Source organism: Bradyrhizobium sp. Unk1 (assembly GCF_059512345.1).
Window position 1 is genome coordinate 25,526 of sequence record NZ_JCAMOP010000022.1, and the last position, 21,028, is coordinate 46,553.

Sequence of the window (21,028 nt, forward strand, 5' to 3'; positions counted from 1 at the left end):
CGAATTTTTGTCGCATCCCAGTGAAAACAAACGGGCGTTCACGCGAAAGTGGAGGTTCGAATGACACTGCAGGTCACGGAGTGGGTCAACGTCGCGTGCGATACTTCGATCATCGCTCGCGAGTCGGGAGAGGTTTGGTTTCATGCCCCTGGCGGTACGGTGGAAAACATGGATCCCTTCTCTGCACCGATGACAGGTGTGGGCTCAGCGGGCAGCACGATCGGGCTGCTCGACGGCGCGATCAATCTCGGATTTACCAGAATCGAAAAGAACCTCGCGCGCCCTGAGCCGACGCTCGTCGGCTATATCGTGGCATTGGTGGGCGCGTATCACACCTCAGTCGATACGCCTCGAAACCTCCGGCGCGCCGCCCGGCGCTTCAACGAGCTGGGGAGGCCCGAGGTTGCAGACTATTTGGAAGAGCGTGCACGCGAGGAAACCGGTCACGACCGGCTCGCGCTGAAGGACCTGCGTGCGCTGGGTGCGCCCGGCGAGCGCCTCGTCGCCAACTTCATTCCAGAGGGCATCAAGCCGCTCTGCAAGCGCTTCGACGAACTTTGCGTCCAGGACTATCCAATCGGCTGCATCGGCTATTCGTACTGCCTGGAGCGCATCGCGGCGCTGAAGCAGCAGAGCGATATAGAGAAGGTGCAGGCGATCTGTCCGGGTGACACTGATGCGACCCGCTTCCTCAGAAGTCACAGCTCCCTCGGAAGCGAGGCCAATCACGTCGAAGAAACCATCAAATTCGTAGCCTCCCTTCCCGCGAATGATCGTATCAGGGTGGTTCAGGAGACGTATGAATCGGCAGTGATTCTGGCGAAGGGATATAATCACGAGCTTCTCAAATCCGATGCGGAGATGCTCGAAGAGCTTGAGCAGGCGCTTGGAGAGGCGCTCCCCTGTTGTCGCCGCTCACATCCCTTGAAGGGTGAAAAGCGGGGTGCTCGACGGCCCGCAGCGTGAGCGGAACAGCGCGATCGTCCATCGCCGGTCCGGCTTGGCGAGACGGACGAGAATGGAGGCCCGGTCCCCGATAGGGTGACAGGACGATTGCGCTTCAAGCCATCAGGGCGCGCGACTGCGCCGCGGGTAGCGGGGTATGGCACCGGCGTATGGCGTCCTCGCGCCGAGCTGCGGTTGCGCCTCGACACCGAATAGGGAAAATTTCGGAGTTGAATGAGCGCTCATCTAACGCTCGTTTAACGCTGATATAACGCTCGCTCATTTAGTGTCGCGTGCGGAAAATGATGTCGTCCGCCGGAGAAGGTTTCCTATGTTCAGGTGACGAAGGCCGCGCATGGAGGTCCGAGGCTCAGCTCCCTGATGGACCACGGCAGTAGGCGAGGACCTCTGCAATGACGAGGACAACGATCACCGACTTGGCTGAGTGGCTGGGGAGCCACGGTCTAGGCCATTACGCCAAAACCTTCGCTGAAAACCACATCGACTTCTCGGTCCTGCCGGATTTGACGGAGGATGATCTCGAAAAGCTGGGAGTATCGTCTCTAGGTCACCGCAAGAAGCTGCTGACGGCCATCAAGGCATTGACAGCCGCGCGCCAGCCCGCCGGCACGCCGACGGCGGTTGCAAGCGCCGCCGTGGTGTCACCCTCTTCTGACAAACATCCTCCTGACAAACATCGCGAAGCCGAGTTTCGCCAGATCACGGTGATGTTCTGTGACCTGGTAGGCTCTACGCAGCTATCGGAGAAGTTGGATCCAGAGGATCTCCAAAAGCTCATTGACGTGTATCGGGTACAGTGCAGCGCCGCAATCGCACGCTATGGCGGCGAGGTCGCCCGCTATTTCGGCGATGGCGTGATGGCATTTTTCGGCTGGCCTTACGCACACGAGGATGACGCCGTTCGCGCTGTTCACGCCAGTCTGGAAATTGCGTTCGGAATTACGAAGATTTCAGGGCCGGTCGCCCTGAATTGTCGCGTGGGTGTTTGCTCAGGCCCGGTCATTGTCGGTGAGATTGGAGATAGTGGTACGTGGTCGATGGACGCAGTGGGGGAGACGCCCAATATCGCCGCACGTCTACAGACCCTTGCCGCTCCCAATACGGTGCTCATCTCGGAATCGACGAAGCGTCTGGTATGGGCAGCGTTTGATTTTCAGGACGTCGGGCTCTATGAAATCAAGGGCCTGAGTGAGCCGCTTCACGTGTATCGCGTGCTCTCCGCCAAACATTCCGCCAGCCGCTTCGACGCTGCGCATACGGGCTCTCTTACCCCGCTCATTGGACGTTCAACCGAACTGAGCTTGCTGCTCGATAGATGGCGGAAGGTCAAAGAAGGCGAGGGCCAGGTCATATTGCTCTCGGGTATTCCCGGGGTCGGCAAATCAAGGCTCCTCCACGAATTGATATCGCATGTTCAGCAGGAGCCACACGTTCTGTTGCACCATCAGTCCTCGCCCTACCATAGTCAAAGCGCATTCTATCCGGTGATCAGTCAGATCGAACAAGCGGCCCAATTAACAGCTCGCGGCGCCGAGACAGACAAGCTTGTCAAACTTACAAATTACCTTCCGCGATCAATCAATCACTCCAAAGAGCCGGTCTTGCTCATTGCCAAGCTGTTATCAATCCCTTTGGAGAATAACCTGGAACTATCCGGTCTAACGCCGCAGCAAATAAAGAACAGGACGATAAGCACGCTTGTCGACATCATCCTGGCGTTTTCTGTCCAGCGCCCCACGCTCTGCATCCTCGAGGATGCGCACTGGCTGGATCCATCGTCACTTGAGCTGATTGAATCGATCATTAGCGGCATCGATCACGCCCGCGTCCTGCTGATCGTGTCGTGCCGACCCGAGTTTCGTCCCAATTGGATAACGCGTGCGAACGCCACCATGCACTCGCTCACGCGATTGTCGCTCACCGAAGTCAAGGCGATGATCCGGGACATCTTGAAGGGAGGAAGCATACCCGAACCGGTGCTCGACCGAATTATTGCAAAGGCCGACGGCGTGCCACTTTTCGTCGAAGAACTGACGAGCAGCATGATGAGCGCGCCCTCACGAACCCGAGGCGGTTTCGAGCGCGCACCACAGCTGGCGTCACTCAGGGTTCCGGACACGCTGAGTGATGCATTGATGGAGCGGCTGGACCGCGTTGCGCCGAGCCGCAGACTTGTACAGATTGCGGCCGTGATTGGGCGCGAGTTCTCCTATGATCTCTTGTCGGCCGCATCACGAATGGGCGATGACGACATGCTGTCGGCCCTCTCGTTGCTCGAACAGGCGGACATCATCTATCGAGTCGGCATTTCGCCTTCCCTTCGTTTCGCCTTCAAGCATGCGCTGTTGTGCGACGCGATCTATGACTCCTTGCTTCGGAGCAAGAGGCAGCAGATACACGCGGACATCGCGGCAGTCTTGCAGCATGATTTTTCGGAGCTCGCCGAAAATCAACCCCAGGTCCTGGCCTATCACCATCAAGAGGCAGGCAATCACCAATCGGCCATTCGTTGCTGGTTCGAGTCCGGGCAGCGCTCGCTCGCGCATTCCGCCAACGTCGAAGCGATTGCCAGCTTTCGAAAGGCCCTTCAGCTTCTGGACGCCTTGCCGGAAACGCCTGAGCGGATCAAACAGGAGATCGACATCCAATTGGCGTTGGGAATACCGCTTATCGCCGTTCAGGGGTATGCCTCCGCGGAAACCCGCGAAGCGTTTTCGCGAGCTCATGCCTTATGCCTGCAGCTGGGCGATATCCCTGAGTATTTCCAGGCCCTGTTTGGGTTGTGGGGGCACCTCTGGATGGGTGGAAAGAATGACGATGCGCTCCGCCTGGCCGGCGAGTTCCTGTCACGGTCCCGGGCATTGTCCCAACCCGTGCCGCTGATGGTGGCTCATAGAGTGATGGGCAGTACGTTATTGACGATGGGAAGCTTCCAATCGTCAGCGGACCATTTCAAGGAATCGATCAAGCTCTCGGTTGGCAAAGGAAAACAGCCCCTATCCAATCTTTACATGGTGGAACCCCAAGCGGCTTCACTTCTGCTGCTGTCCTGGGACTCGTGGTTTCTGGGCTATCCGGATCAAGCCCTTTCCCGCGTTTCGGAAGCGCTTGCTTTGGGGCAAAACCTCGACCACCCCTACACCGTAGCGTTCGCGCATTACATGACGTCTGTCGTGCACCTGCTGCGCGGCGAGGCCGGCCGCGCCTTCGAAAGCGCCGAGAAAAGCTTTCAAATGTCGCAGGAGCAGCGGTTTTCGCTATACGCAATCTTGTCGAGAATTTCTCGAGGCCGAGCAGCCGGCGAACTAGGCCGGCTCGGAGAGGCCCAGGAAGACATGGCATTGGGACTCGGCGAAGCGCGACGGAAGGGTGTCGGCTTCATGCTTCCGATGATGACCAGCTGGCTGGCGGACCTGCACGCCAAGGCGGGCGACATCCAAAGCGCGCTATCGATTGTCGAAGGAACCCTGGCCGATATGGGTGACATGACAGGCAGGTCATGGGAATCAGAGTTGCATCGGCAGAACGCGCAGCTTCTTCTCGTATGCGACCCATCGAGGACAAGAGAGGCTGAACTTCATCTCAAGAAATCTATCGAGGTGGCGCGTGGTCAAAGCGCCAGATCCTTGGAACTACGCGCCGTCACAAGCCTCGCAGAGCTCTGGCGGACGCAGGGAAGGCCTGACGAGGCGCGCGCTCTGTTAGAACCAATCCTCCGTTGGTTCGACGAAGGAGCCGAAACGGCTGACCTCAGACGGGCGCGCGACGTTCAAAGTGCCCTGGACTGATCCCGCGCGACCGGCGCCCTGATGCCGCTGGTGCTGGTGCCGCTGGTCGGCGCCCAGCCCGTGCCGATCATCGCGATCTCCGCGATCTTCACCAATCTCAACCGCGCCATTGCCTATCTGCGCTATGCCGACTGCCGCCGTGCGCTGATCGTGCTCGTCCGTGCGGCGCCGACGACCGCGCTCGGCGCCTACGGCATTTCGCCGATGACGGTCGTGGACGCTTTCTTACAACTGCAATCGGGCATGTCAGGACTGAAATGCTTCGGTAGCACCGTCGAGGCAGGTTGGAGGCTTCATATCAACGGAAGCGGGCGCAGGCATGCGCACGCATCGTGGTCTCGACATGCACGGAGGAAGGTGAGGCATGGAACGATCCAGCGCAGAGTGCCCCAACGCAGAGTGCCATTGGCCTGAAAAAACGTCGAGCGATCGGTCCGGGATTCAGATTGCCTTCCGTGAGATCAGTGTCGCTCTTGTTCTCATTCCTGCTCTCCTGGGTCTTTCCCTCCCTTCCAGTGCATGGGCGCAGACCGGGACCGACGCGAAGCAGGACCGCATCAAGGCGGATATCTCGAGAGTCGACAGCGACTTCATCAAAGCAAATACGAAAACATCCAGGGATTGGCCGACCGTCGGCCTCGACTACGCCGAAACGCGGTTCAGCAAGCTCAACCAGATCAACACTGACAACGTCAGGGATCTCGGGCTCGTCTGGAGTTACAATCTTGAATCATCGCGCGGGATCGAGGCAACCCCGCTCGTCGTCGACGGCATCCTGTATCAGCCGGCACCCTGGAACGTTGTCCATGCCATTGACGCGCGGACCGGCAAAAAAATCTGGTCGTTCGATCCAGGCGTTGACCGGTCGAAGGGCTACAGGGGCTGCTGCGACTCCGTCAGCCGTGGCCTCGCGCTCTACAAGGGCAAGGTCTTCGTCGCCGCCTATGACGGGCGCCTGATCGCGCTCGATGCCGCGACCGGGGCCAAGATCTGGGAAACGGACACGCTGATCGATCATGAGCATTCCTACACGATCACCGGCGCGCCGCGTGTCTTCAACGGCAAGGTCGTGATCGGTCAGAGCGGTGCCGAGTATGGTGTGCGCGGCTATGTCACGGCGTACGATAGCGAGACGGGCAAGCAACTCTGGCGTTGGTTCACCGTGCCCGGCGATCCGTCGAAGCCATTTGAAGACGCCTCGATGGAAGCCGCGGCGAAGACCTGGGATCCCTCAGGCAAATATTGGGTCAACGGTGGCGGTGGTGCGCCGTGGGACTCGATCACGTTCGATCCCGATCTGAACATGGTTTATGTCGGCACCGGAAACGGCGGCCCCTGGAATCGCAAGCTTCGCAGCCCGTCGGGAGGCGACAATCTCTATCTGGGCTCGATCGTCGCGCTCAACGCCGACACGGGCCGGTATGTCTGGCACTATCAGGAGACGCCCGGCGACAATTGGGACTACACGTCAACCCAGCCGATGATCCTGGCCGACATCAAGATCGACGATGTGGCGCGCAAGGTGATCCTGCACGCGCCGAAAAACGGCTTCTTCTTCGTCATCGATCGCACCAACGGCAAGTTCATCTCGGCGAAGAATTTTGTCGATGTGAATTGGGCGACGGGATACGATTCCAGCGGACGGCCTGTTGAGCTGCCGGCCGCGCGCGACGCAGATCAATACGAGTCGATTCCGGGACCGGACGGGGCTCACAATTGGCAGCCGATGTCGTTCAATCCGCTGACCGGCCTCGTCTACCTTCCAGCGCAGCACATCCCGGTCAATCTGTCGCCGGAAAAGTCGTTCGTGCAGAATGCTGCTGCGCCGGGCAAGCTCGGCGGCTTGCTGGGCGGGAATATCGGTTTCGTTTTCAACCCTCCGAAGTCGGCCCCATTCGGACGTCTGCTCGCCTGGGATCCGGTGCATCAAAAGGAAGTCTGGCGCGTCGAGCACGTGTCGCCGTGGAACGGCGGGACGCTGACCACCGCCGGCAATCTGGTTTTCCAGGGCACGGCGGATGGCCGCTTCGTCGCTTATGACGCGGCAAACGGAACCAAGCTGTGGGAAAGACCAACCGGCTCCGGCGCGGTGGCGGCCGCCGCAACCTACGTGGTCGACGACAGGCAATACATCTCGATTGCGGTCGGCTGGGGCGGCTCCTACGGCCTGACGCACCGCGCGACCGAGTACCAGAATCCGGGAACGATCTACACATACGCACTCGGCGGCACGGCGAAGCTGCCGGACTTCGTCAAGTATCGGACCGAAGGTCTGCTGCAGGGTGTGAAGTACGATCCGAGGGATATCAGGGAAGGCGGGGAGATCTATGTCGCGGCGGCCTGCATAGCCTGCCACGGCGTGCCTGGCGTCGGCCGTGGCGGCAACATCATCAATCTCGGCTACGTCAGCGCCGAAGAGATTACCAATCTGAGGCATATCCTCTTCCACGGTCCATTCCGCGACCACGGCATGCCTGACTTCAGCGGCAAGTTGACGGAAGGGGACGTCGGGAAACTCCAGGCCTTCATACAGGGAACTGTTGACGCCATCAGACCGAAGAGCAGGTGATGAGCCAGCAGGCGCTGCGGCGGCGAGCGGCCCGTTCGACCGGGGTCGCCCGTCACGCGCTTTTGTCGATCTTCACCCAGAGCGCACTGCCGAGCGTCGAGGAGTTCCTGGCCGCGTAGGCCCATGCCGGCAAGCGTAATGGCGAAAGCGCAAGTGCGATCACAGCCTGCCCAATCCGCTGCGCTTTGCTTCGCGGCAGGCCGCGCACGAACTCACTGACGCTGCCCGGTTTCTCTGCCCTGCGCAAAAAGCTGTCTACGATGTCTTCCCTGAGGAACTTCAGGAGATTGAATGGCTCCCGCTCGCAAATGCTCAATTGCAGGCCGTGTCGTCGACATACCGCATCAAACGCGTCCTTCGTCCAGCGGCCAATGTGGTTCGGCGGCATGTCGATGAGCGATCCGTGGCACTCCATGTATCGTGTTCGGATATCATTCGGCACGGCGATGAAGACAGAGCCTTGCGCCTTGAGAAGGTATTTCAACCGCGCGAAGACGTCATCCACCCGGTCCATGTGCTCGAACACCTGAAACATGAAGATGATGTCGAAGGCCTCCTTCATCGGGCTGAAGCCATCCTCTCGAAGGTCGACCGAAAAGGTCTTGTAGCCTTTCGATTGCAATGCCTGTTGCGCTGCTTCGTTGTAGTCGACAGCGTAAATGTCGGACGCGTGAAAGAGTTTGTCCTTGATGTGATCGAGAAAATAGCCAAACCCGGCCCCGACATCGATCGCCGTTTTTCCGGCAGTGCCGAGGCCGCTCAGCGCTTCGATCGTCCTCGCATACTCCCATTTCATGGTTGGATAGGAGGGATGCGGCGCGGCCAGGTTATAAAACTCGGCGCCGCCCGCGACGAACGGATCTGCAAATCCGAATCCGCAATCGGCGCATTTGCGGATATCGCAGCTGTCGCGGCCCCAGAGCAGCGACAGGTGGCTTATTAACTTTCGAGAGCGATCCGGATATTGGCGCGGACTGACGAAGGATCGAGAGGCTTGATCTGCGGTCACTTCGAATAATTTGGCAGTTGATCCACTGCCGCATGCTGGACAGGTGCTCATCTCTCCCGACCTCATTCAGGTCTTTCGGTGGAAAGTGGTTGCGACCAATTGTCTCGTCATCATTCAAATGAAGGTTGGCGGAGCGCGAGGTCCGGGGCAGTGGACAGGGGAGGCAGGCCGGTCGCGGCGCGAAGGCGCCTATAGCCGCGCCGATTTCCTACTGCCAGAATCTGTCACCGGCCTGCGCTAGGTCTTCTTTCAGGGCATTTTTCACTGAAAGGAAGACGATGAAAACCCAAAGCAACGGCCAAGCGCTGCAGATCGCCAAGACCTACATCGAGGCCATCGCCAGCAGGAGCGTGGATACGATTACTTCCGTGTCGGCGGACGACGTTGTTTGCACGTCGCCGCGCGGGCGGATCGCCGGCGTGCAGAAGTTTCGCGAATTCCACGAGGGTTTCGCCCGCATGATCAAGAAGGTCACGGTTCTCGTCGCCTACGGCGACGATGAGCAGGCTGTCGTCGTTTACAGCGCGGACACCCATCCGGTTGCCAACGCCGTCGTCGCGGAGCTCCTCAAGGTGAAGAACGGCAAGATCGCATCGACCGAAGTGATCTACGACGCGGCTCCGTTCGCCGCCTACACGGCGACCGTCCAACCGCACTAAGGCGCGATCGACCATGAAACGGATTCAATATGACAGTTACGGCGGTCCCGAAACGATGAAGCTCGAAGCCTTCGAGCTGAAGGCTCCGGGGACCGGCGAAGTCGCGGTCAAGGTCAAGTTCGCCGCCATCAATCCCATCGATTGGAAGGTGCGCAATGGCTATCTCAAAATGGTGACGGGGAAGAAATTTCCGCGCGCCATGGGCAGCGATTTTTCCGGCATCGTGACCGCTGTCGGCGCTGGCGTCACGCGCTTCAAAATTGGCGATCCCGTGTTCGGCATGGCGCAGATAAAGCATGGCGGCGCGCTTGGCGAAGCCGTCATAGCCCCCCAAGCCTTCGTCGCCAGGAGGCCGGATTCGGTCTCGTTCGAGGACGCGGCTTGCCTGGCTACGCCGGGGGTCACCGCATGGAACGGCCTCGTGGACAAGGCTGGCCTGAAATCCGGCAGCCAGGTGTTCGTCAACGGCTGCACCGGTGCTGTCGGCGAGGCCACGGTGCAGCTCGCAAAGGTGTTCGGGGCGACCGTCGCGGGGACATGCAGTGCGCAGGCGATGCAGCGAGCCCGTGACTTGGACGTCCAGCCTCTCTTCGATTATCGGGCCACCGATCTGTCGAAGATCCGTGAACGCTTCGACGTAGTGTATGACACGGCGGGAACGATGGCGGTTGCTGCCGGGGTTGGCCTGCTTCGCGAAGGCGGCGTGTATCTCGATATCAATCCAGCGCCAATCAAGTTCATCCGTGCGATCTTCAACCGGAAACTCAAGCCGATCGTCTGCACCGCGCGGGCTGATATCCTTGACGGCCTTGCCGTCGCTTCGGCGAATGGAAAGCTGCGCTTGCCAGTTGCTGAGACCGTGCGTCTGAACGATGCGATCCCGCTCATCGCGGCGCTTGAAGCCGGGCGCAAGCTTGCCGGAAAGGCTCTGGTAGCGATGTAAATGCCGTCCGGGCCAGTAAAGCCCCGCCGCCCGTCGCCCGCGATGCCTACTGCCATTTTTTGGCAGGATTCGTGCTAGACTTGGTCTATGTCGAAGAGCCAACGATTATTCGACCTTATGCAGATCTTGCGGCGGCACCGCACCCCGGTGTCGGGCAACGACCTTGCGGCTGAGGCGGGCGTGTCGTTGCGAACGATTTATCGCGACATCGCCGACTTGCAGGGCTTGGGCGCACAAATCGACGGTGAGCCTGGCTTTGGCTATGTCTTGCAACCCGGCTTCCTCCTTCCTCCCCTGATGTTCTCGGAACAGGAAATCCAGGCCTTGGCGCTGGGCGCCCAATGGGTATCTCGCCAGACCGATGACGAGTTCGCGCTGGCGGCGCGTGACGCGCTCGCTAAAATTGGCGCGGTCCTCCCCTCGGAGCTGCAACACAAGCTGGACGACAGTGCCTTTCATGTGGGGCGCAGGCCGAAGCAGCCCGAAGCCGTCGACCTTCGCGTCGTGCGGCAAGCGATGCGCGACCAACACAAGCTTTCCATTGTGTATCGCGACCCGCAAGGCGCGAAGACCACGCGGATCATCTGGCCAATTGGCGTCGGCTTTTTCGATTCCCGGCGCATCATTGCCGGCTGGTGCGAAATGAGAAAGGACTTCCGCTCATTCCGGGCGGATCGGATAGAAAAGATCAAGCTCAGGACGGAACGCTATCCCGGTCGCCGACGCGATCTCGTCAAGCAATGGCGAGCTCAAGTCGACGCGGAACGTCGCAAGACTCTCGGCTGATCTCGCCACCGGGTCCGACGCCGATGCTGGCGAGCTATCACCTGCTGGTGCGCTTCACCATCGCCGGCATGAGGGGCCGCCTGACGCCTTCCGGGGTTAGAGCGGGCGCCGAAAATTACCGCGCCCGCTAGGCTCGAACCTTAATTTGTGACGGGCGCCGCCTTGCGGACCAACACTTCGTTGCCCGCCCGGCTGATTTCAAGCGCACGTGGCTGCTGGGACGTTGAGAGAACAACGCTTTGGCCTGGCGCAAGAACAGAGACCACGCGGATTGGCGTTCCCGTCTCGCCCTGAGCAAGGGTCGTCACGACATGGAACCCATCGCGCTCAACGGTGTAGTAGGCGACGCCGGACACCCCGCCGAGATCGATGCTCTTTGCCTGAATTGGCCTGAGGCTATCTGCATGAGCGGTTCCAAAAGCGGCTAAGGCTAGTGTGGCGGCTAAAAGGCTACTGCGGATTGACATGTTGATCTCCTTTAGCTGGGCGGTGGGCCATGCCCTCCGTTCCCTTGCCACATAAGATGGACGGCCTATGTTCATTGATCAAACAGATTGGATCGATGATGGGTATCGATGCCGTCAATCTAAGCCATCTCGACCTAAACCTACTGGTTCACCTCGATGCCTTGCTTCGCGAACGTAGCGTCACGCGAGCTGCGGGCCGTGTAGGCATTGGTCAGTCGGCGATGAGCCACAACCTCGCCCGCCTGCGTGACCTGTTCGGCGACGAGCTTCTGACGCGCGGGCCCGACGGCTTGCGCCTCACTCCTCGTGCAGTGATGCTGGTAGAGCCGGTGCGGGCTACGCTGTCTCAAATCCAAACGATTGTCTCACGCGACGACGCATTCGATCCAGCGACGGCAGAGCGGACCTTCAGGTTCGGACTCCCGGACAGCATGGAAATCCTGGTCCTTCCCGCTCTCCTCGCACGCCTGCGCAAGGTTGCGCCTGGCGTCCATCTGCGCCTCTACAACATCGACTCGTCGAGACTTCTGGATGATCTCGATGCCGACGAACTGGACCTCGCTATTGGCTATGACGTCTTTCCTCAGGGCCAGATCCACCACAAGCGGCGTCTGCTGTTCAACGAGAGCTATCTGTGCATGTTCAACGCGGAGATAACGGGCATCACCGACGCCAAAATCTCGCTCGAAGATTATGTGCGGTTACCTCATGTTCTCACGAGCCTGCGGCCGGGCCGGACTGTGCGCGGCGTGGTAGACGACGCCCTTGAGAAACTAGGATTGCGGCGGACGGTTGTCCTGACCACGCCTCGCTTCCTCACTGTCCCTGCCTTGGTGGCACGCGCACCTGTCGTCGTGACAATGCACGCGCGGCTGGCTCGGTTGTTCGCCACAGAACTCAAGCTTAGCCTGAGCCAGCCTCCGGTGGATTTGCAGGACGTAGCTGTTTCACTGCTCTGGCACGCTTCCTACGATCACGATCCATCTCATGCGTGGCTGCGTCATATCCTGGTGGAATTGGTCTCCGAGCTTTGAGCTGGCCGCCACCCGGCGAGGAGCGGTGCCGACTCCACAGGCCGCATGTCGCCTTTTAGCCCCTTAGCAGACGTTCCAGCGCTCTGGGTCGATGCCGGCTTGTGACCCAAAGCAGAAATCGCCGTTGAAACCAATCATTGCCCGCAATCCATCGGCACCTCACGCTCATGTGTCCCCAGCGAAGCCGCCATTTCTATTGAATTACGATCGTAATTTAATATTATGACCGTAATGGCATCAAGCTGAGCCGCTGTTGGGCGGCGGCCGGGTGCCGCCAAACAGCTCCCAGCGAGGATTTCATGGACGACACGACCACGGCCTCACGCCACATCGCATCGCGACAAACCACAGATGTCGACTCGCTTGGGCTCGCAACCGCTGCAGCAGCGGTTCGCAACGGCGACATTACCTCGGAGGCCTACACCGCGGCGCTTTTACAGCGCGCCCGAGCGCTTGCCGAGCTGAACGCCTTCATCACCATCGACGAGGCTGGGGTGCTGGCGGCCGCAAGGGCCGCAGACAAATCGCGTGCGGCCGGATCGGCGGCCCCGCTCCTTGGCGTGCCGCTTGGGGTGAAGGACAGTTATTTGACGAAAGGGCTACCTACCAGCCTGGGCGTCGAAGGTCTCGCTCACTTCGTGCCGCGCGAAGATGCCGACGCCGTCCGGGCCATCAAGGGGGCGGGCGCTTTGGTCTTCGGCAAGAATAACCTCGTCGAGATGTCGTACGGCTTGACCGGTCACAACGCACGTTACGGCCAGGTGAAGAATCCGCACGCACGAGATCGCGTGTCGGGCGGCTCCTCGAGCGGCTCCGCCGCATCCGTGGCCGCCGGCATCGTTCCCGCGTCCTTGGGCGGTGACACCGTTGGGTCCATCCGGGTCCCCGCATCGTTCTGTGGGGTCGTGGGCTTCAAGCCAACCACTGGACGTTGGCCACGCGACGGCGTTGCGCCGATCTCCCATACGCTCGATACGACGGGCGTGTTCGCCCGAAACGTCGAGGACTGCATTTTGGTGGATCAGGTCGTGACCGGTGAACAGGCTGCGGAGTTATCCAACGGCGGCTACGGCCTGAAGGGTGCCCGGCTGGCCTTCGCGCCGCGACAGTTCCTGGATCTGGTGGACTCGGAAGTCGAGACCCGCTTCCGCGAGGTGGTTCGGCGCTTGCAGGACGCCGGCGCCGAGATCGTTGAAGTAGATCTTGGCGACGATTTCAATTCCCTTGTCCAAACCGCAACATGGGGCATCTTCGCTCATGAGACGATGGGCGAAATTTCGGAATTTCTTCACCGCCATGACATTCCGACCACGTTCGAGGCCATTTACGAGGGCCTTAAGCCCCAACTTCGGCAGGCGTGGGCGCACATCGTACTGCCGGGTGGTGCAGGTGCTACCTCGGCAGAGGCCTATCAGACTGCGCTCGACGTGAGCCGGCCGGAAATCCAGCGCCGGCTCAACACGGCGTTCGTCTCTCATGGGGCGCTGGTCATTCTGCAACCGACCACGCCCTGCACGGCGCCTTTGATCGAGGAGCAGGCGACCGTCCATATCGCGGGACAGGAAGTTAGCTACCTCGCTTTGGCGAACCACACCGTGTCGGCAAGCAGCGTGGGGTTGCCCGGTGTCAGCCTTCCTGTTGGCTTGTCTCGCGCGGGGCTGCCGATTGGGCTTGAGCTGGATGCCCCCTTAGGGAGCGACCGGCGGCTTCTAAACCTTGCCCGCGGCATCGAAGGCATCTTGGGCGCAGAGTCGAGTGCGATCTAACGTCGTGATCGACCAGCATCCGTTTTCAGTCGGCTTGGCAGCGATAATGTCGATCCAGTGGCCCAGCAACTTGATCGCGACCTCCAAGCTTTGCTGGAAGCGGCCGCAGCGTAAGGGCCGCGGGATATTTGTGGAGAGGAGAGAAGATGCGCTTCGAGAAAGGTCATAAGGCGGCGACGCGACGGCACATCATCGATGTGGCGTCGAAGTGCATGCGCCGGAACGGCATCTCCGCCGCCGGGATCGCCGGGATCATGGACGAGGCCGGCCTGACCAAAGGCGCATTCTCTCCGCACTTCGAATCCAAAGACGCGCTCGTTCGCGAGGCGCTGGCGAGCGCGCTCGACGACCAGCAACATCGCCTCGATGAGGATCAGCGGAGAGGCCTGGACCTTGAGGGCGCGATCCGGAGATACCTGAACCGCGCTCACCTCGAAGACCCGACGGGCGGATGCCCCTCGGCGGCGTTGCTCCCCGAAATCGCCCGACAGCCCCTGTCCACCAGGAGAGATTACGAGAAAGGGCTGCGAGGCTACGTTGCGACATTAGCCGTACTGCTTCCTGACGCAGATGCATCAGCGAGCCGCCGCCGCGCGACCGCCATCTTCGGCCTCATGGTGGGCACCCTTCAGTTCGCGCGGGCCGTGCCCAACGCTGCGCAGGCGGAGCAGATCCTGGAAGGCGGCGTTGAGGCCGCCTTGCACTTGGCACGGGCTCCCTCTCCCTAGATTAGGAAGCCGGGAGAGGCTCAGCCTGGAGATCGTTATCCGCAAAAATCCGAGGTCAGACCGCTTGTGCCCCCAAAGACGACTGCTGATTGCGCGCGACGCCGGACCGTGCCGTTCGCGGAACTCATTCGGAGCGCGCTTCCCTGATATCGCGCCAGTATTCCTCCGCAACGTCCGGGTCGATTTCGACAGCCGCGGAGCTGTCAGCATAGAGGCGATCCTTGCCATCTTTTCGCGGACCCGAAATCCAAAATCTTTCTCGCGTCTCAACGTCGTAGTGGTTTGCCTTGAAGCCACTACCTTTCAGGCTTTGGAAAGTGCGCCCTCCATAGCTGATAGATTTGCCCGTTTTCGAGAACGAGACGCGACCAATCCGCGCCGGTCCGTTCAGCGACGCGGATTTATTCTCGATATACATGATACGCGTTTTCGGCATGCTTAAACTCGAGATGGCCAAGATCCGTTTTATGGCGGTTAGATAGGGCCTTCTGCTTCGAATTAGTCGTGCACAAAGAACTTATGATTGGCTACGTCGATGGTCTTTCCCGTCAGTGATGATGGATCATCGTTGGTCGTGAACACAATTTCTACACCACGAACCGTGTCGATGATGTCGGGTGGTACTTGAGCCCGTGGGTACGCACCAAGGACCCAGCCCGCGCCATGACTTGTCCAATTGGTGTCGTTCGGCCCTTTAACCGCCTGATCTTTTACCCAACCAATCCACGCGATCTGATCGCCTTCGGGCATCGCACGGCGCACCCCGTGCATGAAGGATTTTACAACCGCTAAAGCCCTATTGCTCAACCGCACCGTCCCCGGTGGCGGCGCGCTCTTCCGGAAAACTTCATCACTCTTAGAAGTACGAGGCTGTTGCAAGATGTTATCCAGCATCTTAGCGCTCTGAGGAGCACGGGCCGCAGAGGCCGTGCTGGAATCGGCATGGGCGGCGTCATATGAAGAGATCGTGGCAAAGACCATCGCCGAAACCATCGCCCTCATTGCTCTCGCTCCGATTGTGTGGGTATTAGTTTCTAGCAGGGAGATACGTCGGCGCCACAGTGGTCGCTAGCCATGGTGAAAGGCAAGTTTATCCCGATTGCCAACGCCGCGTGCCGTCGCCCCGGTGCCCGCTCGTGGCCCTCAGCGGACATTTCCGCGCGATAAGCCGATAGACCACTTTGACCCATAGCCGACCAGCGAGAGGCAGTCCCTCGAGGTCCGCTTCACCAAACAGAGCAGACACGGCGTCGCATTGTCCGCCCCGAGCAGCGAAGGGAGTCGCCGGCTCCGAGCGCAACGATTGGGCGATCTGATTCGCGCATTCAATCGCGCTTTGAGGCTGCGTTGGTTTTGCTTCATGATGATTGGCAGGCCGCCAGTGCGGCTCAATAAGGGGGGGTGTTGAAATGAGGAAGTTTTCGCTTGTATTGCTGTCGACAGTCGCTCTCGGCCCGATCACGGCCCAGGCTGCGGATCTGGCGCCGGTCCGTATGTCGTCGAAGGCTCCCGCTCAGGTGGGCAACTGGACGGGATTCTATATCGGCGGCAACGTTGGTTATGGCTGGGGCAGCTACGGTGCGTCGAACGCCACCGGGACAATCGTGAACTCGAATGGCGGTTCGGGCATCTATGGCTTCAACCCCGTATCCGGCAACGGTAATGGGGTCACCGCCGGTGTCCAGGGCGGCTACAACTGGCAGATTGAGCAGACGGTGCTCGGCATCGAGGCTGATTGGCAGTATCTCAATTCAAAGGCCAGCACCGGCAACTCGGCTATTGGTGTTCCCGTCTCCATCGGCGGCAATTTCAGCGGCAGTACTTCCGTCAGCACCGATTGGTATGCGACCTTCCGTGGCCGAGTGGGTTATGCGTTTGGGCCGGCGTTGCTCTACGCGACCGGCGGTATTGCGTTGGCCGATACCAAGGTTAGTGCGAACGCTACGGGCAGTATCGTCACTGCCCTCTTCCCGCCAACCTTGGGACCGCTGGGCTCCATGAGCGCTTCTGACAGCGCCGTCCTGATCGGCTACGCGGTTGGCGGCGGTTTCGAATATGCTCTGGGGACAGGGTGGTCGGTCAAGGGCGAGTATCTGCACATGGGTTTCGGCACGAAAGGCTACAACTTGACCGGCTCGCTTCAATCGCCGGCCGGGTTGACGGGCGTCATCGCGACTCACGTCGATATCAAGCCGAGCTTCGACATCGCCCGCGTTGGTGTGAACTATCGCTTCTGATCAGCGGATCTGAAGACGCGAAGAAAGGGAGGCTTCAGGTCTCCCTTTCTCGCGATCGCAGGTCGCTTAGGCGTGCCTATTCGTCATCCTCGTCTTCGTCCTCATCCTCGTCGTGGTCTTCCACTTCCAGGCGGTCGAGCGCGGCCAGCGGCAGCGTCTCGCGGAACAGATCGCCTTCCGAGCCCATCCAGAGGCAGAGGATGTCGTCGCCTTTCACCTCTGCGACGGTCAGCGGCTGGCCGCCGGATTTCAGCATCACGACGTCGCCGGTTTTCAGTTCCATGGATGGTCCTTTCGGGGTTGATCGACGAGAGGGGAGGCTAGCAAGCCGTCATGACAGGCCGATCACGGGCTATGGGACCCGTGAATTCGCTGCGGCTTGCACAGACTGCCGAAAGGTCGATGGCAGAGGTTCGAGTGGGGGATCGCCCGAGGTCACCAGGGGCTCTTCCGTCCCGGGCGCGGCGATGATGGCATCATGCGCCTGTTTTGCCCGACGCGTCAAATGATTTCGTAAAATCAGCAATGCATTGCGTTTGCGGCAAGCTGTTGAAATTGCAGCAGCCGGCTACTGTGCATGGGGTTGTTTTCGATGTTTTTGGTTGCGCGCCTTGGCTAGGTCGGGTCCGGCACGAGTTCGGTCAGCGAGCGGATGATGCGGTCGGGCTTGACGGCCGAGCCTTCGGGCAGGCCGTCGCCATGCACGTCGATCCAGATCGAATAGATGCCGAGGCGCTGCGGCGTCACGACCTCCCATTCCAGATTGTCGCCGATCATCCAGGTGTCTTTCGCGGTGACGCCCAGCGCCTCCATCGCGTGCAGATAGGCGCGCTCCTCGGGCTTGCCGAAGCCGTGCTCGCCCTCGATCTGGATGTGATCGAAGCGATGGGTCAGCTCGAAGCGCTCGACCTTGGCGCGCTGCATGTCGGCGGCGCCGTTGGTGACCAGCGCGAGCTTGACGCCGCGTGCCTTGAACGCGTCGATAGCATCATGCGCACCGGGGAACACGAAGATCGCTTCTTCGCGATAGGTCGTGAAGCGGTTGGCGAGGCGATCGGCGAGATCGTCGGAGAGGGCGCGGTGGCCGTCGGCGGCGAGCGCGGCAAAGCCGCCCCGCACCGTGAGCCGCCGTGCCTCGCCAAGCTTCATCCGCCACGCGGCTTCCGCATTCGCCCAGAAGTTTCGTGCGAAGGCCAAAACTGCGGTCGCGACCTGCTGCGGCGGCAGCGGCGCGAGCTCGTCGGCAAATTCTTCCGCGATCGTATTCCAGGCGATTTCGGGCCGGCCGTAGGCCGACAGGATGGTGTCGTCCATGTCGATCAGCATGGCGCGCGGCAGCGGAGGCATCGTGGTGCTCATGGCCATTTCACCTCCGGCGGCAGCGACGACAGGATCGAGTCCACGTTGCCGCCGGTCTTGAGCCCGAAGATGGTGCCGCGGTCGTAGAGCAGGTTGAACTCGACATAGCGTCCACGCCGGATCAATTGCTCCTCGCGATCCTCAGCGGTCCAGGCGCTCGCGAAATTGCGCCTGACGATGTCAGGGTAGATCTTCTGGAAGGCACGGCCGACGTCCTGGGTGAAGGCGAGGTCGGCGTCCCAGTCGCCGCTGTCGTGCCAGTCGTAGAAGATGCCGCCGATGCCGCGGGCCTCTTTGCGGTGTGGCAGGTAGAAATACTCGTCGCACCATTTCTTGTACTTGTCGTAGTCGGCAACGCCGTTCGGGCCGGTGCAGGCCTCCTTCATTGCGGCGTGGAAGGCGAGCGCGTCGGCATCGTCCTGCGTGCGCCGGCGGTCGAGCACCGGGGTGAGATCGGCGCCGCCGCCGAACCAGGCTTTTGTGGTGACGACGAAGCGGGTGTTCATGTGCACGGCGGGGACGTGTGGATTGCGCAGATGCGCGATCAGCGAGATGCCGGAGGCCCAGAACTTGGGGTCCTCTGCCGCGCCCGGGATCTGGGCGCGAAACTCGGGCGCGAATTCGCCGTGCACCGTCGAGCAATGCACACCGACCTTCTCGAACAGGCGGCCGGACATCATCGACATCACGCCGCCGCCGCCGGGCGCGCCGGTATGATCGGTGCGCTGCCAGGGCGTGCGTTTGAAGCGCCCGGCCTCGCCCGGATAAAGGCTTTCCGGCGCGTCGTCCTCGAGCCGCTCGAAGTTTTCGCAGATGTCGTCGCGCAAGCGTTCGAACCAGGCGCGGGCGCGGCTCTTGCGGTCTTCGATTGTTGAAGCGTCCATATCCAATTCCAAAACCGGTCTCGTAGGGTGGGCAAAGGCGCCCTGGCGCCGTGCCCACCAATCTTCATCGTAGAGCTCGATGGTGGGCACGCTGCGCTTTGCCCACCCTACGAATTTCACCCCTGCGGACCGTAATAGGTGCAGCTCTCGTTGCAACTGTCGCGGTGGATGCTGACGCGGGTGAGCTTGCCGATATGCTGGAGCCGCTCCCAGACGAAGCGCGAGAGGTTCTCCAGCGTCGGTGTGCCCAGCGCCTCGATCTTGTTGAGGTATTTGTGGTCCAGCGTGAGCCGCACGTCCTCGATGGCGCGCTGGACCAGGCCGAGATCGACCACCATGCCGGTCGCAGGATCGGGCGTGCCGCGCAACGTCACCTCGGCGCGGAAGGAGTGGCCGTGGATCTCCTCGCTCGCGGCGCCAAAGGTCGTTCCCGACAATGAGTGCGCCGCCTCGAAGCGGAACGATTTCGTCAATTCCCACATCTGTTCGAAAACCAATCCTATCTGATGCCGAGCGATTTATGCGTCTGCACGCTCAGCCGCCATTGCGGATGGCGCAGGCAATAGTCGATCGCACGCACGGTGTTTTGGGCAACCTCGGGTCCGTCCATCGGCTGCAGCGAGAAGCGTTCGAAGGCGAGGCTCTCGAAGGTCTCGGGGGCGGCGAGGGCCTGCGGATAGACCAGCTTCAGCTCATGGCCGCGGCACTGGACGAGCTCGCTGCCGCCCTTGGGGCTGACGCAGATCCAGTCGAGCCCCTCAGGCGCCGCAATCGTGCCGTTGGTCTCGACGCCGATCTCGAAGCCGCGTGCGTGGAGGGCGTCGATCAGCGCGGCATCGACCTGGAGCAGCGGCTCGCCGCCGGTGAGCACCACGTAGCGGTTGTTGTCGGTGGTTGCCGTCCATTGCGCGGCGATGGTGTCGGCGAGTTCCGCGGCCGAGGCATAGCGGCCGCCGAGCGTGCCGTCGGTGCCGACGAAGTCGGTGTCGCAGAATTTGCAGGTTGCTTCCTCGCGGTCGGCCTCGCGGCCGCTCCAGAGGTTGCAGCCGGCAAAACGGCAGAACACGGACGCGCGCCCGGCATGGGCGCCTTCGCCTTGCAGGGTCAGGAAGATTTCCTTGACCGCGTAACTCAATGGTCTCTCCTCAACATCTCAAACTTGCGGGTTCCGGAGCTGCCGCAGTGCCTCGCCTGCGGCCATCGCCGCGGTCATGGCGACATTAAGCGACCGCAGCCCCGCCGTGATGGGGATCACCAGCCGCGCATCCGCAGCCTCGACCACCGCGTCGGTGACGCCGGCGCTCTCGCGCCCGAATAGCAGGATGTCCGACGTCTGGTAATGAAAATCGCGGTAATCGGTGGCGGCCTTGGTGGTGAACAGCAGCAGGCGGTAGCCCTGTGTCGCACGCCAGTCCTCGAATTTCGACCAGGAGTCGTGGCGGGTCACGCTGACATGATCGAGGTAGTCCATTCCCGCCCGGCGGAACAAGCGGTCGGAGAACGGGAAGCCTGCCGGCTCGATGATGTGGGCCGCCATGCCCAGGCAGGCGCAGAGCCTGAGAATCGTGCCGGTGTTCTGGGCGATGTCGGGTTGGAAAAGCGCGATCTGCATGGGCTGTATCGGGGTCGGTGCGGGCCGGAAATGTCTCAATAAAACATCGCCGGCCGCGGAATTCGTGCATTGCACGCCCCCACGCCGTTAGCGGGCTTGCGCTCGCCCGGCAAGGGTGCCAATAGAACGATTCTGGACTGCTGTTTTCGCCTTGTTTCGGTGGGGACAAGTGAAGTTCTGCCGCCGCGGGGGGCCGCGGGCGCCGGCACACTGTTTTGGGG

The 21,028-nt window shown here is 61.0% G+C and carries 20 protein-coding genes and 1 pseudogene; 11 read left to right on the forward strand and 10 right to left on the reverse strand.

All coding sequences use genetic code 11. From position 1 onward, the window contains the following. Positions 1-60: 60 nt before the first annotated feature. The 4 genes and pseudogenes from AC5ZFO_RS26580 (at position 61) to AC5ZFO_RS26595 (ending at position 7,323) form a co-directional block, all read left to right on the forward strand. The gene (locus tag AC5ZFO_RS26580) at positions 61-966 is read left to right on the forward strand and encodes a hypothetical protein (protein ID WP_282524378.1); all 906 of its coding nucleotides are present in this window, start codon (positions 61-63) and stop codon (positions 964-966) included. 392 nt (positions 967-1,358) lie between these two features. Further along, positions 1,359-4,754 (forward strand): adenylate/guanylate cyclase domain-containing protein, encoded by a 3,396-nt coding sequence (locus tag AC5ZFO_RS26585; RefSeq protein WP_282524377.1) that lies wholly within the window; start codon positions 1,359-1,361, stop codon positions 4,752-4,754. Between the two features lie 9 nt (positions 4,755-4,763). After that, positions 4,764-4,982 (forward strand): annotated as a pseudogene (locus AC5ZFO_RS26590) (sulfite exporter TauE/SafE family protein); the annotation flags it as partial. Between the two features lie 136 nt (positions 4,983-5,118). Further along, on the forward strand, positions 5,119-7,323 hold the full coding sequence (locus AC5ZFO_RS26595; RefSeq protein ID WP_496122808.1) for a PQQ-dependent dehydrogenase, methanol/ethanol family: 2,205 nt from the start codon (positions 5,119-5,121) through the stop codon (positions 7,321-7,323). 52 nt (positions 7,324-7,375) lie between these two features. Here the strand turns inward: AC5ZFO_RS26595 and AC5ZFO_RS26600 are convergent, their stop codons facing one another. Beyond that, positions 7,376-8,383, reverse strand: coding sequence for a class I SAM-dependent methyltransferase (locus AC5ZFO_RS26600; RefSeq protein ID WP_282524374.1), 1,008 nt, complete (start codon positions 8,381-8,383; stop codon positions 7,376-7,378). Positions 8,384-8,610: 227 nt separating this feature from the next. On the opposite strand from AC5ZFO_RS26600, the gene AC5ZFO_RS26605 reads away from it, so the two are divergent. The 3 genes from AC5ZFO_RS26605 (at position 8,611) to AC5ZFO_RS26615 (ending at position 10,720) form a co-directional block, all read left to right on the forward strand. Continuing rightward, positions 8,611-8,991, forward strand: coding sequence for a nuclear transport factor 2 family protein (locus tag AC5ZFO_RS26605; RefSeq protein WP_282524373.1), 381 nt, complete (start codon positions 8,611-8,613; stop codon positions 8,989-8,991). A gap of 13 nt (positions 8,992-9,004) precedes the next feature. Then, entirely contained in the window at positions 9,005-9,934 is a 930-nt protein-coding gene (locus tag AC5ZFO_RS26610; RefSeq protein ID WP_282524372.1) for an NAD(P)-dependent alcohol dehydrogenase, read from the forward strand. A gap of 87 nt (positions 9,935-10,021) precedes the next feature. Then, positions 10,022-10,720: a helix-turn-helix transcriptional regulator gene (locus AC5ZFO_RS26615; protein WP_085402513.1), complete on the forward strand. Its 699-nt coding sequence runs from the start codon at positions 10,022-10,024 to the stop codon at positions 10,718-10,720. A gap of 140 nt (positions 10,721-10,860) precedes the next feature. Here the strand turns inward: AC5ZFO_RS26615 and AC5ZFO_RS26620 are convergent, their stop codons facing one another. Beyond that, positions 10,861-11,187 carry a hypothetical protein gene (locus tag AC5ZFO_RS26620; protein ID WP_028158248.1) on the reverse strand — a complete coding sequence of 109 codons (327 nt, stop codon included), beginning with the start codon at positions 11,185-11,187 and terminating at the stop codon, positions 10,861-10,863. Positions 11,188-11,285: 98 nt separating this feature from the next. Here AC5ZFO_RS26620 and AC5ZFO_RS26625 point away from each other — a divergent pair, with 98 nt between their 5' ends. The 3 genes from AC5ZFO_RS26625 to AC5ZFO_RS26635 all read left to right on the forward strand — a co-directional run bounded on the left by AC5ZFO_RS26625 (position 11,286) and on the right by AC5ZFO_RS26635 (position 14,715). After that, a complete protein-coding gene (locus AC5ZFO_RS26625) occupies positions 11,286-12,221 on the forward strand; it encodes a LysR family transcriptional regulator (protein WP_282524463.1) in 936 nt (311 codons plus the stop codon). A 299-nt stretch (positions 12,222-12,520) separates the two neighbouring features. After that, positions 12,521-13,987 (forward strand): amidase family protein, encoded by a 1,467-nt coding sequence (locus AC5ZFO_RS26630; RefSeq protein WP_282524371.1) that lies wholly within the window; start codon positions 12,521-12,523, stop codon positions 13,985-13,987. 146 nt (positions 13,988-14,133) lie between these two features. Continuing rightward, a complete protein-coding gene (locus tag AC5ZFO_RS26635) occupies positions 14,134-14,715 on the forward strand; it encodes a TetR/AcrR family transcriptional regulator (protein ID WP_282524370.1) in 582 nt (193 codons plus the stop codon). A 124-nt stretch (positions 14,716-14,839) separates the two neighbouring features. On the opposite strand, the gene AC5ZFO_RS26640 is transcribed toward AC5ZFO_RS26635, so the two are convergent. Continuing rightward, on the reverse strand, positions 14,840-15,151 hold the full coding sequence (locus AC5ZFO_RS26640; protein ID WP_282524369.1) for a 1-deoxy-D-xylulose-5-phosphate synthase: 312 nt from the start codon (positions 15,149-15,151) through the stop codon (positions 14,840-14,842). Positions 15,152-15,213: 62 nt separating this feature from the next. Then, entirely contained in the window at positions 15,214-15,717 is a 504-nt protein-coding gene (locus AC5ZFO_RS26645) for a hypothetical protein (RefSeq protein WP_282524368.1), read from the reverse strand. Between the two features lie 407 nt (positions 15,718-16,124). Here AC5ZFO_RS26645 and AC5ZFO_RS26650 point away from each other — a divergent pair, with 407 nt between their 5' ends. Then, the gene (locus AC5ZFO_RS26650) at positions 16,125-16,952 is read left to right on the forward strand and encodes an outer membrane protein (RefSeq protein ID WP_282524367.1); all 828 of its coding nucleotides are present in this window, start codon (positions 16,125-16,127) and stop codon (positions 16,950-16,952) included. Between the two features lie 76 nt (positions 16,953-17,028). Here the strand turns inward: AC5ZFO_RS26650 and AC5ZFO_RS26655 are convergent, their stop codons facing one another. From AC5ZFO_RS26655 to AC5ZFO_RS26680, 6 genes are all read right to left on the reverse strand, one after another. Then, positions 17,029-17,235: a YodC family protein gene (locus AC5ZFO_RS26655; protein ID WP_028153663.1), complete on the reverse strand. Its 207-nt coding sequence runs from the start codon at positions 17,233-17,235 to the stop codon at positions 17,029-17,031. Positions 17,236-17,567: 332 nt separating this feature from the next. Next, positions 17,568-18,317, reverse strand: a complete 750-nt coding sequence (locus tag AC5ZFO_RS26660) for an HAD family hydrolase (RefSeq protein ID WP_282524366.1) — start codon at positions 18,315-18,317, stop codon at positions 17,568-17,570. Further along, complete coding sequence (gene hemF, locus AC5ZFO_RS26665; protein ID WP_282524365.1) at positions 18,308-19,195, reverse strand: oxygen-dependent coproporphyrinogen oxidase; 888 nt, start codon at positions 19,193-19,195, stop codon at positions 18,308-18,310. The genes AC5ZFO_RS26660 and hemF overlap by 10 nt, the downstream gene beginning before the upstream one ends. A 116-nt stretch (positions 19,196-19,311) precedes the next feature. Continuing rightward, positions 19,312-19,677 carry a 6-pyruvoyl trahydropterin synthase family protein gene (locus AC5ZFO_RS26670; protein WP_028153666.1) on the reverse strand — a complete coding sequence of 122 codons (366 nt, stop codon included), beginning with the start codon at positions 19,675-19,677 and terminating at the stop codon, positions 19,312-19,314. 17 nt (positions 19,678-19,694) lie between these two features. Further along, on the reverse strand, positions 19,695-20,330 hold the full coding sequence (gene queE, locus AC5ZFO_RS26675) for a 7-carboxy-7-deazaguanine synthase (protein ID WP_282524364.1): 636 nt from the start codon (positions 20,328-20,330) through the stop codon (positions 19,695-19,697). An 18-nt stretch (positions 20,331-20,348) separates the two neighbouring features. Beyond that, positions 20,349-20,807, reverse strand: coding sequence for a tRNA (cytidine(34)-2'-O)-methyltransferase (locus tag AC5ZFO_RS26680; RefSeq protein WP_014497389.1), 459 nt, complete (start codon positions 20,805-20,807; stop codon positions 20,349-20,351). Positions 20,808-21,028: the final 221 nt, after the last annotated feature.

Coding starts and splice junctions, on each gene's coding strand:
- AC5ZFO_RS26585 (WP_282524377.1), top strand. CDS start 1,359: ATGACGAGGACAACGATCACCGACTTGGCTGAGTGGCTGGGGAGCCAC.
- AC5ZFO_RS26630 (WP_282524371.1), top strand. CDS start 12,521: ATGGACGACACGACCACGGCCTCACGCCACATCGCATCGCGACAAACC.
- hemF (WP_282524365.1), bottom strand. CDS start 19,195: ATGGACGCTTCAACAATCGAAGACCGCAAGAGCCGCGCCCGCGCCTGG.
- AC5ZFO_RS26620 (WP_028158248.1), bottom strand. CDS start 11,187: ATGTCAATCCGCAGTAGCCTTTTAGCCGCCACACTAGCCTTAGCCGCT.
- AC5ZFO_RS26635 (WP_282524370.1), top strand. CDS start 14,134: ATGCGCTTCGAGAAAGGTCATAAGGCGGCGACGCGACGGCACATCATC.
- AC5ZFO_RS26640 (WP_282524369.1), bottom strand. CDS start 15,151: ATGCCGAAAACGCGTATCATGTATATCGAGAATAAATCCGCGTCGCTG.
- AC5ZFO_RS26580 (WP_282524378.1), top strand. CDS start 61: ATGACACTGCAGGTCACGGAGTGGGTCAACGTCGCGTGCGATACTTCG.
- AC5ZFO_RS26605 (WP_282524373.1), top strand. CDS start 8,611: ATGAAAACCCAAAGCAACGGCCAAGCGCTGCAGATCGCCAAGACCTAC.
- AC5ZFO_RS26600 (WP_282524374.1), bottom strand. CDS start 8,383: ATGAGCACCTGTCCAGCATGCGGCAGTGGATCAACTGCCAAATTATTC.
- AC5ZFO_RS26670 (WP_028153666.1), bottom strand. CDS start 19,677: ATGTGGGAATTGACGAAATCGTTCCGCTTCGAGGCGGCGCACTCATTG.
- AC5ZFO_RS26610 (WP_282524372.1), top strand. CDS start 9,005: ATGAAACGGATTCAATATGACAGTTACGGCGGTCCCGAAACGATGAAG.
- AC5ZFO_RS26680 (WP_014497389.1), bottom strand. CDS start 20,807: ATGCAGATCGCGCTTTTCCAACCCGACATCGCCCAGAACACCGGCACG.
- AC5ZFO_RS26655 (WP_028153663.1), bottom strand. CDS start 17,235: ATGGAACTGAAAACCGGCGACGTCGTGATGCTGAAATCCGGCGGCCAG.
- AC5ZFO_RS26625 (WP_282524463.1), top strand. CDS start 11,286: ATGGGTATCGATGCCGTCAATCTAAGCCATCTCGACCTAAACCTACTG.
- AC5ZFO_RS26595 (WP_496122808.1), top strand. CDS start 5,119: ATGGAACGATCCAGCGCAGAGTGCCCCAACGCAGAGTGCCATTGGCCT.
- AC5ZFO_RS26615 (WP_085402513.1), top strand. CDS start 10,022: ATGTCGAAGAGCCAACGATTATTCGACCTTATGCAGATCTTGCGGCGG.
- AC5ZFO_RS26645 (WP_282524368.1), bottom strand. CDS start 15,717: ATGAGGGCGATGGTTTCGGCGATGGTCTTTGCCACGATCTCTTCATAT.
- AC5ZFO_RS26650 (WP_282524367.1), top strand. CDS start 16,125: ATGAGGAAGTTTTCGCTTGTATTGCTGTCGACAGTCGCTCTCGGCCCG.
- AC5ZFO_RS26660 (WP_282524366.1), bottom strand. CDS start 18,317: ATGGCCATGAGCACCACGATGCCTCCGCTGCCGCGCGCCATGCTGATC.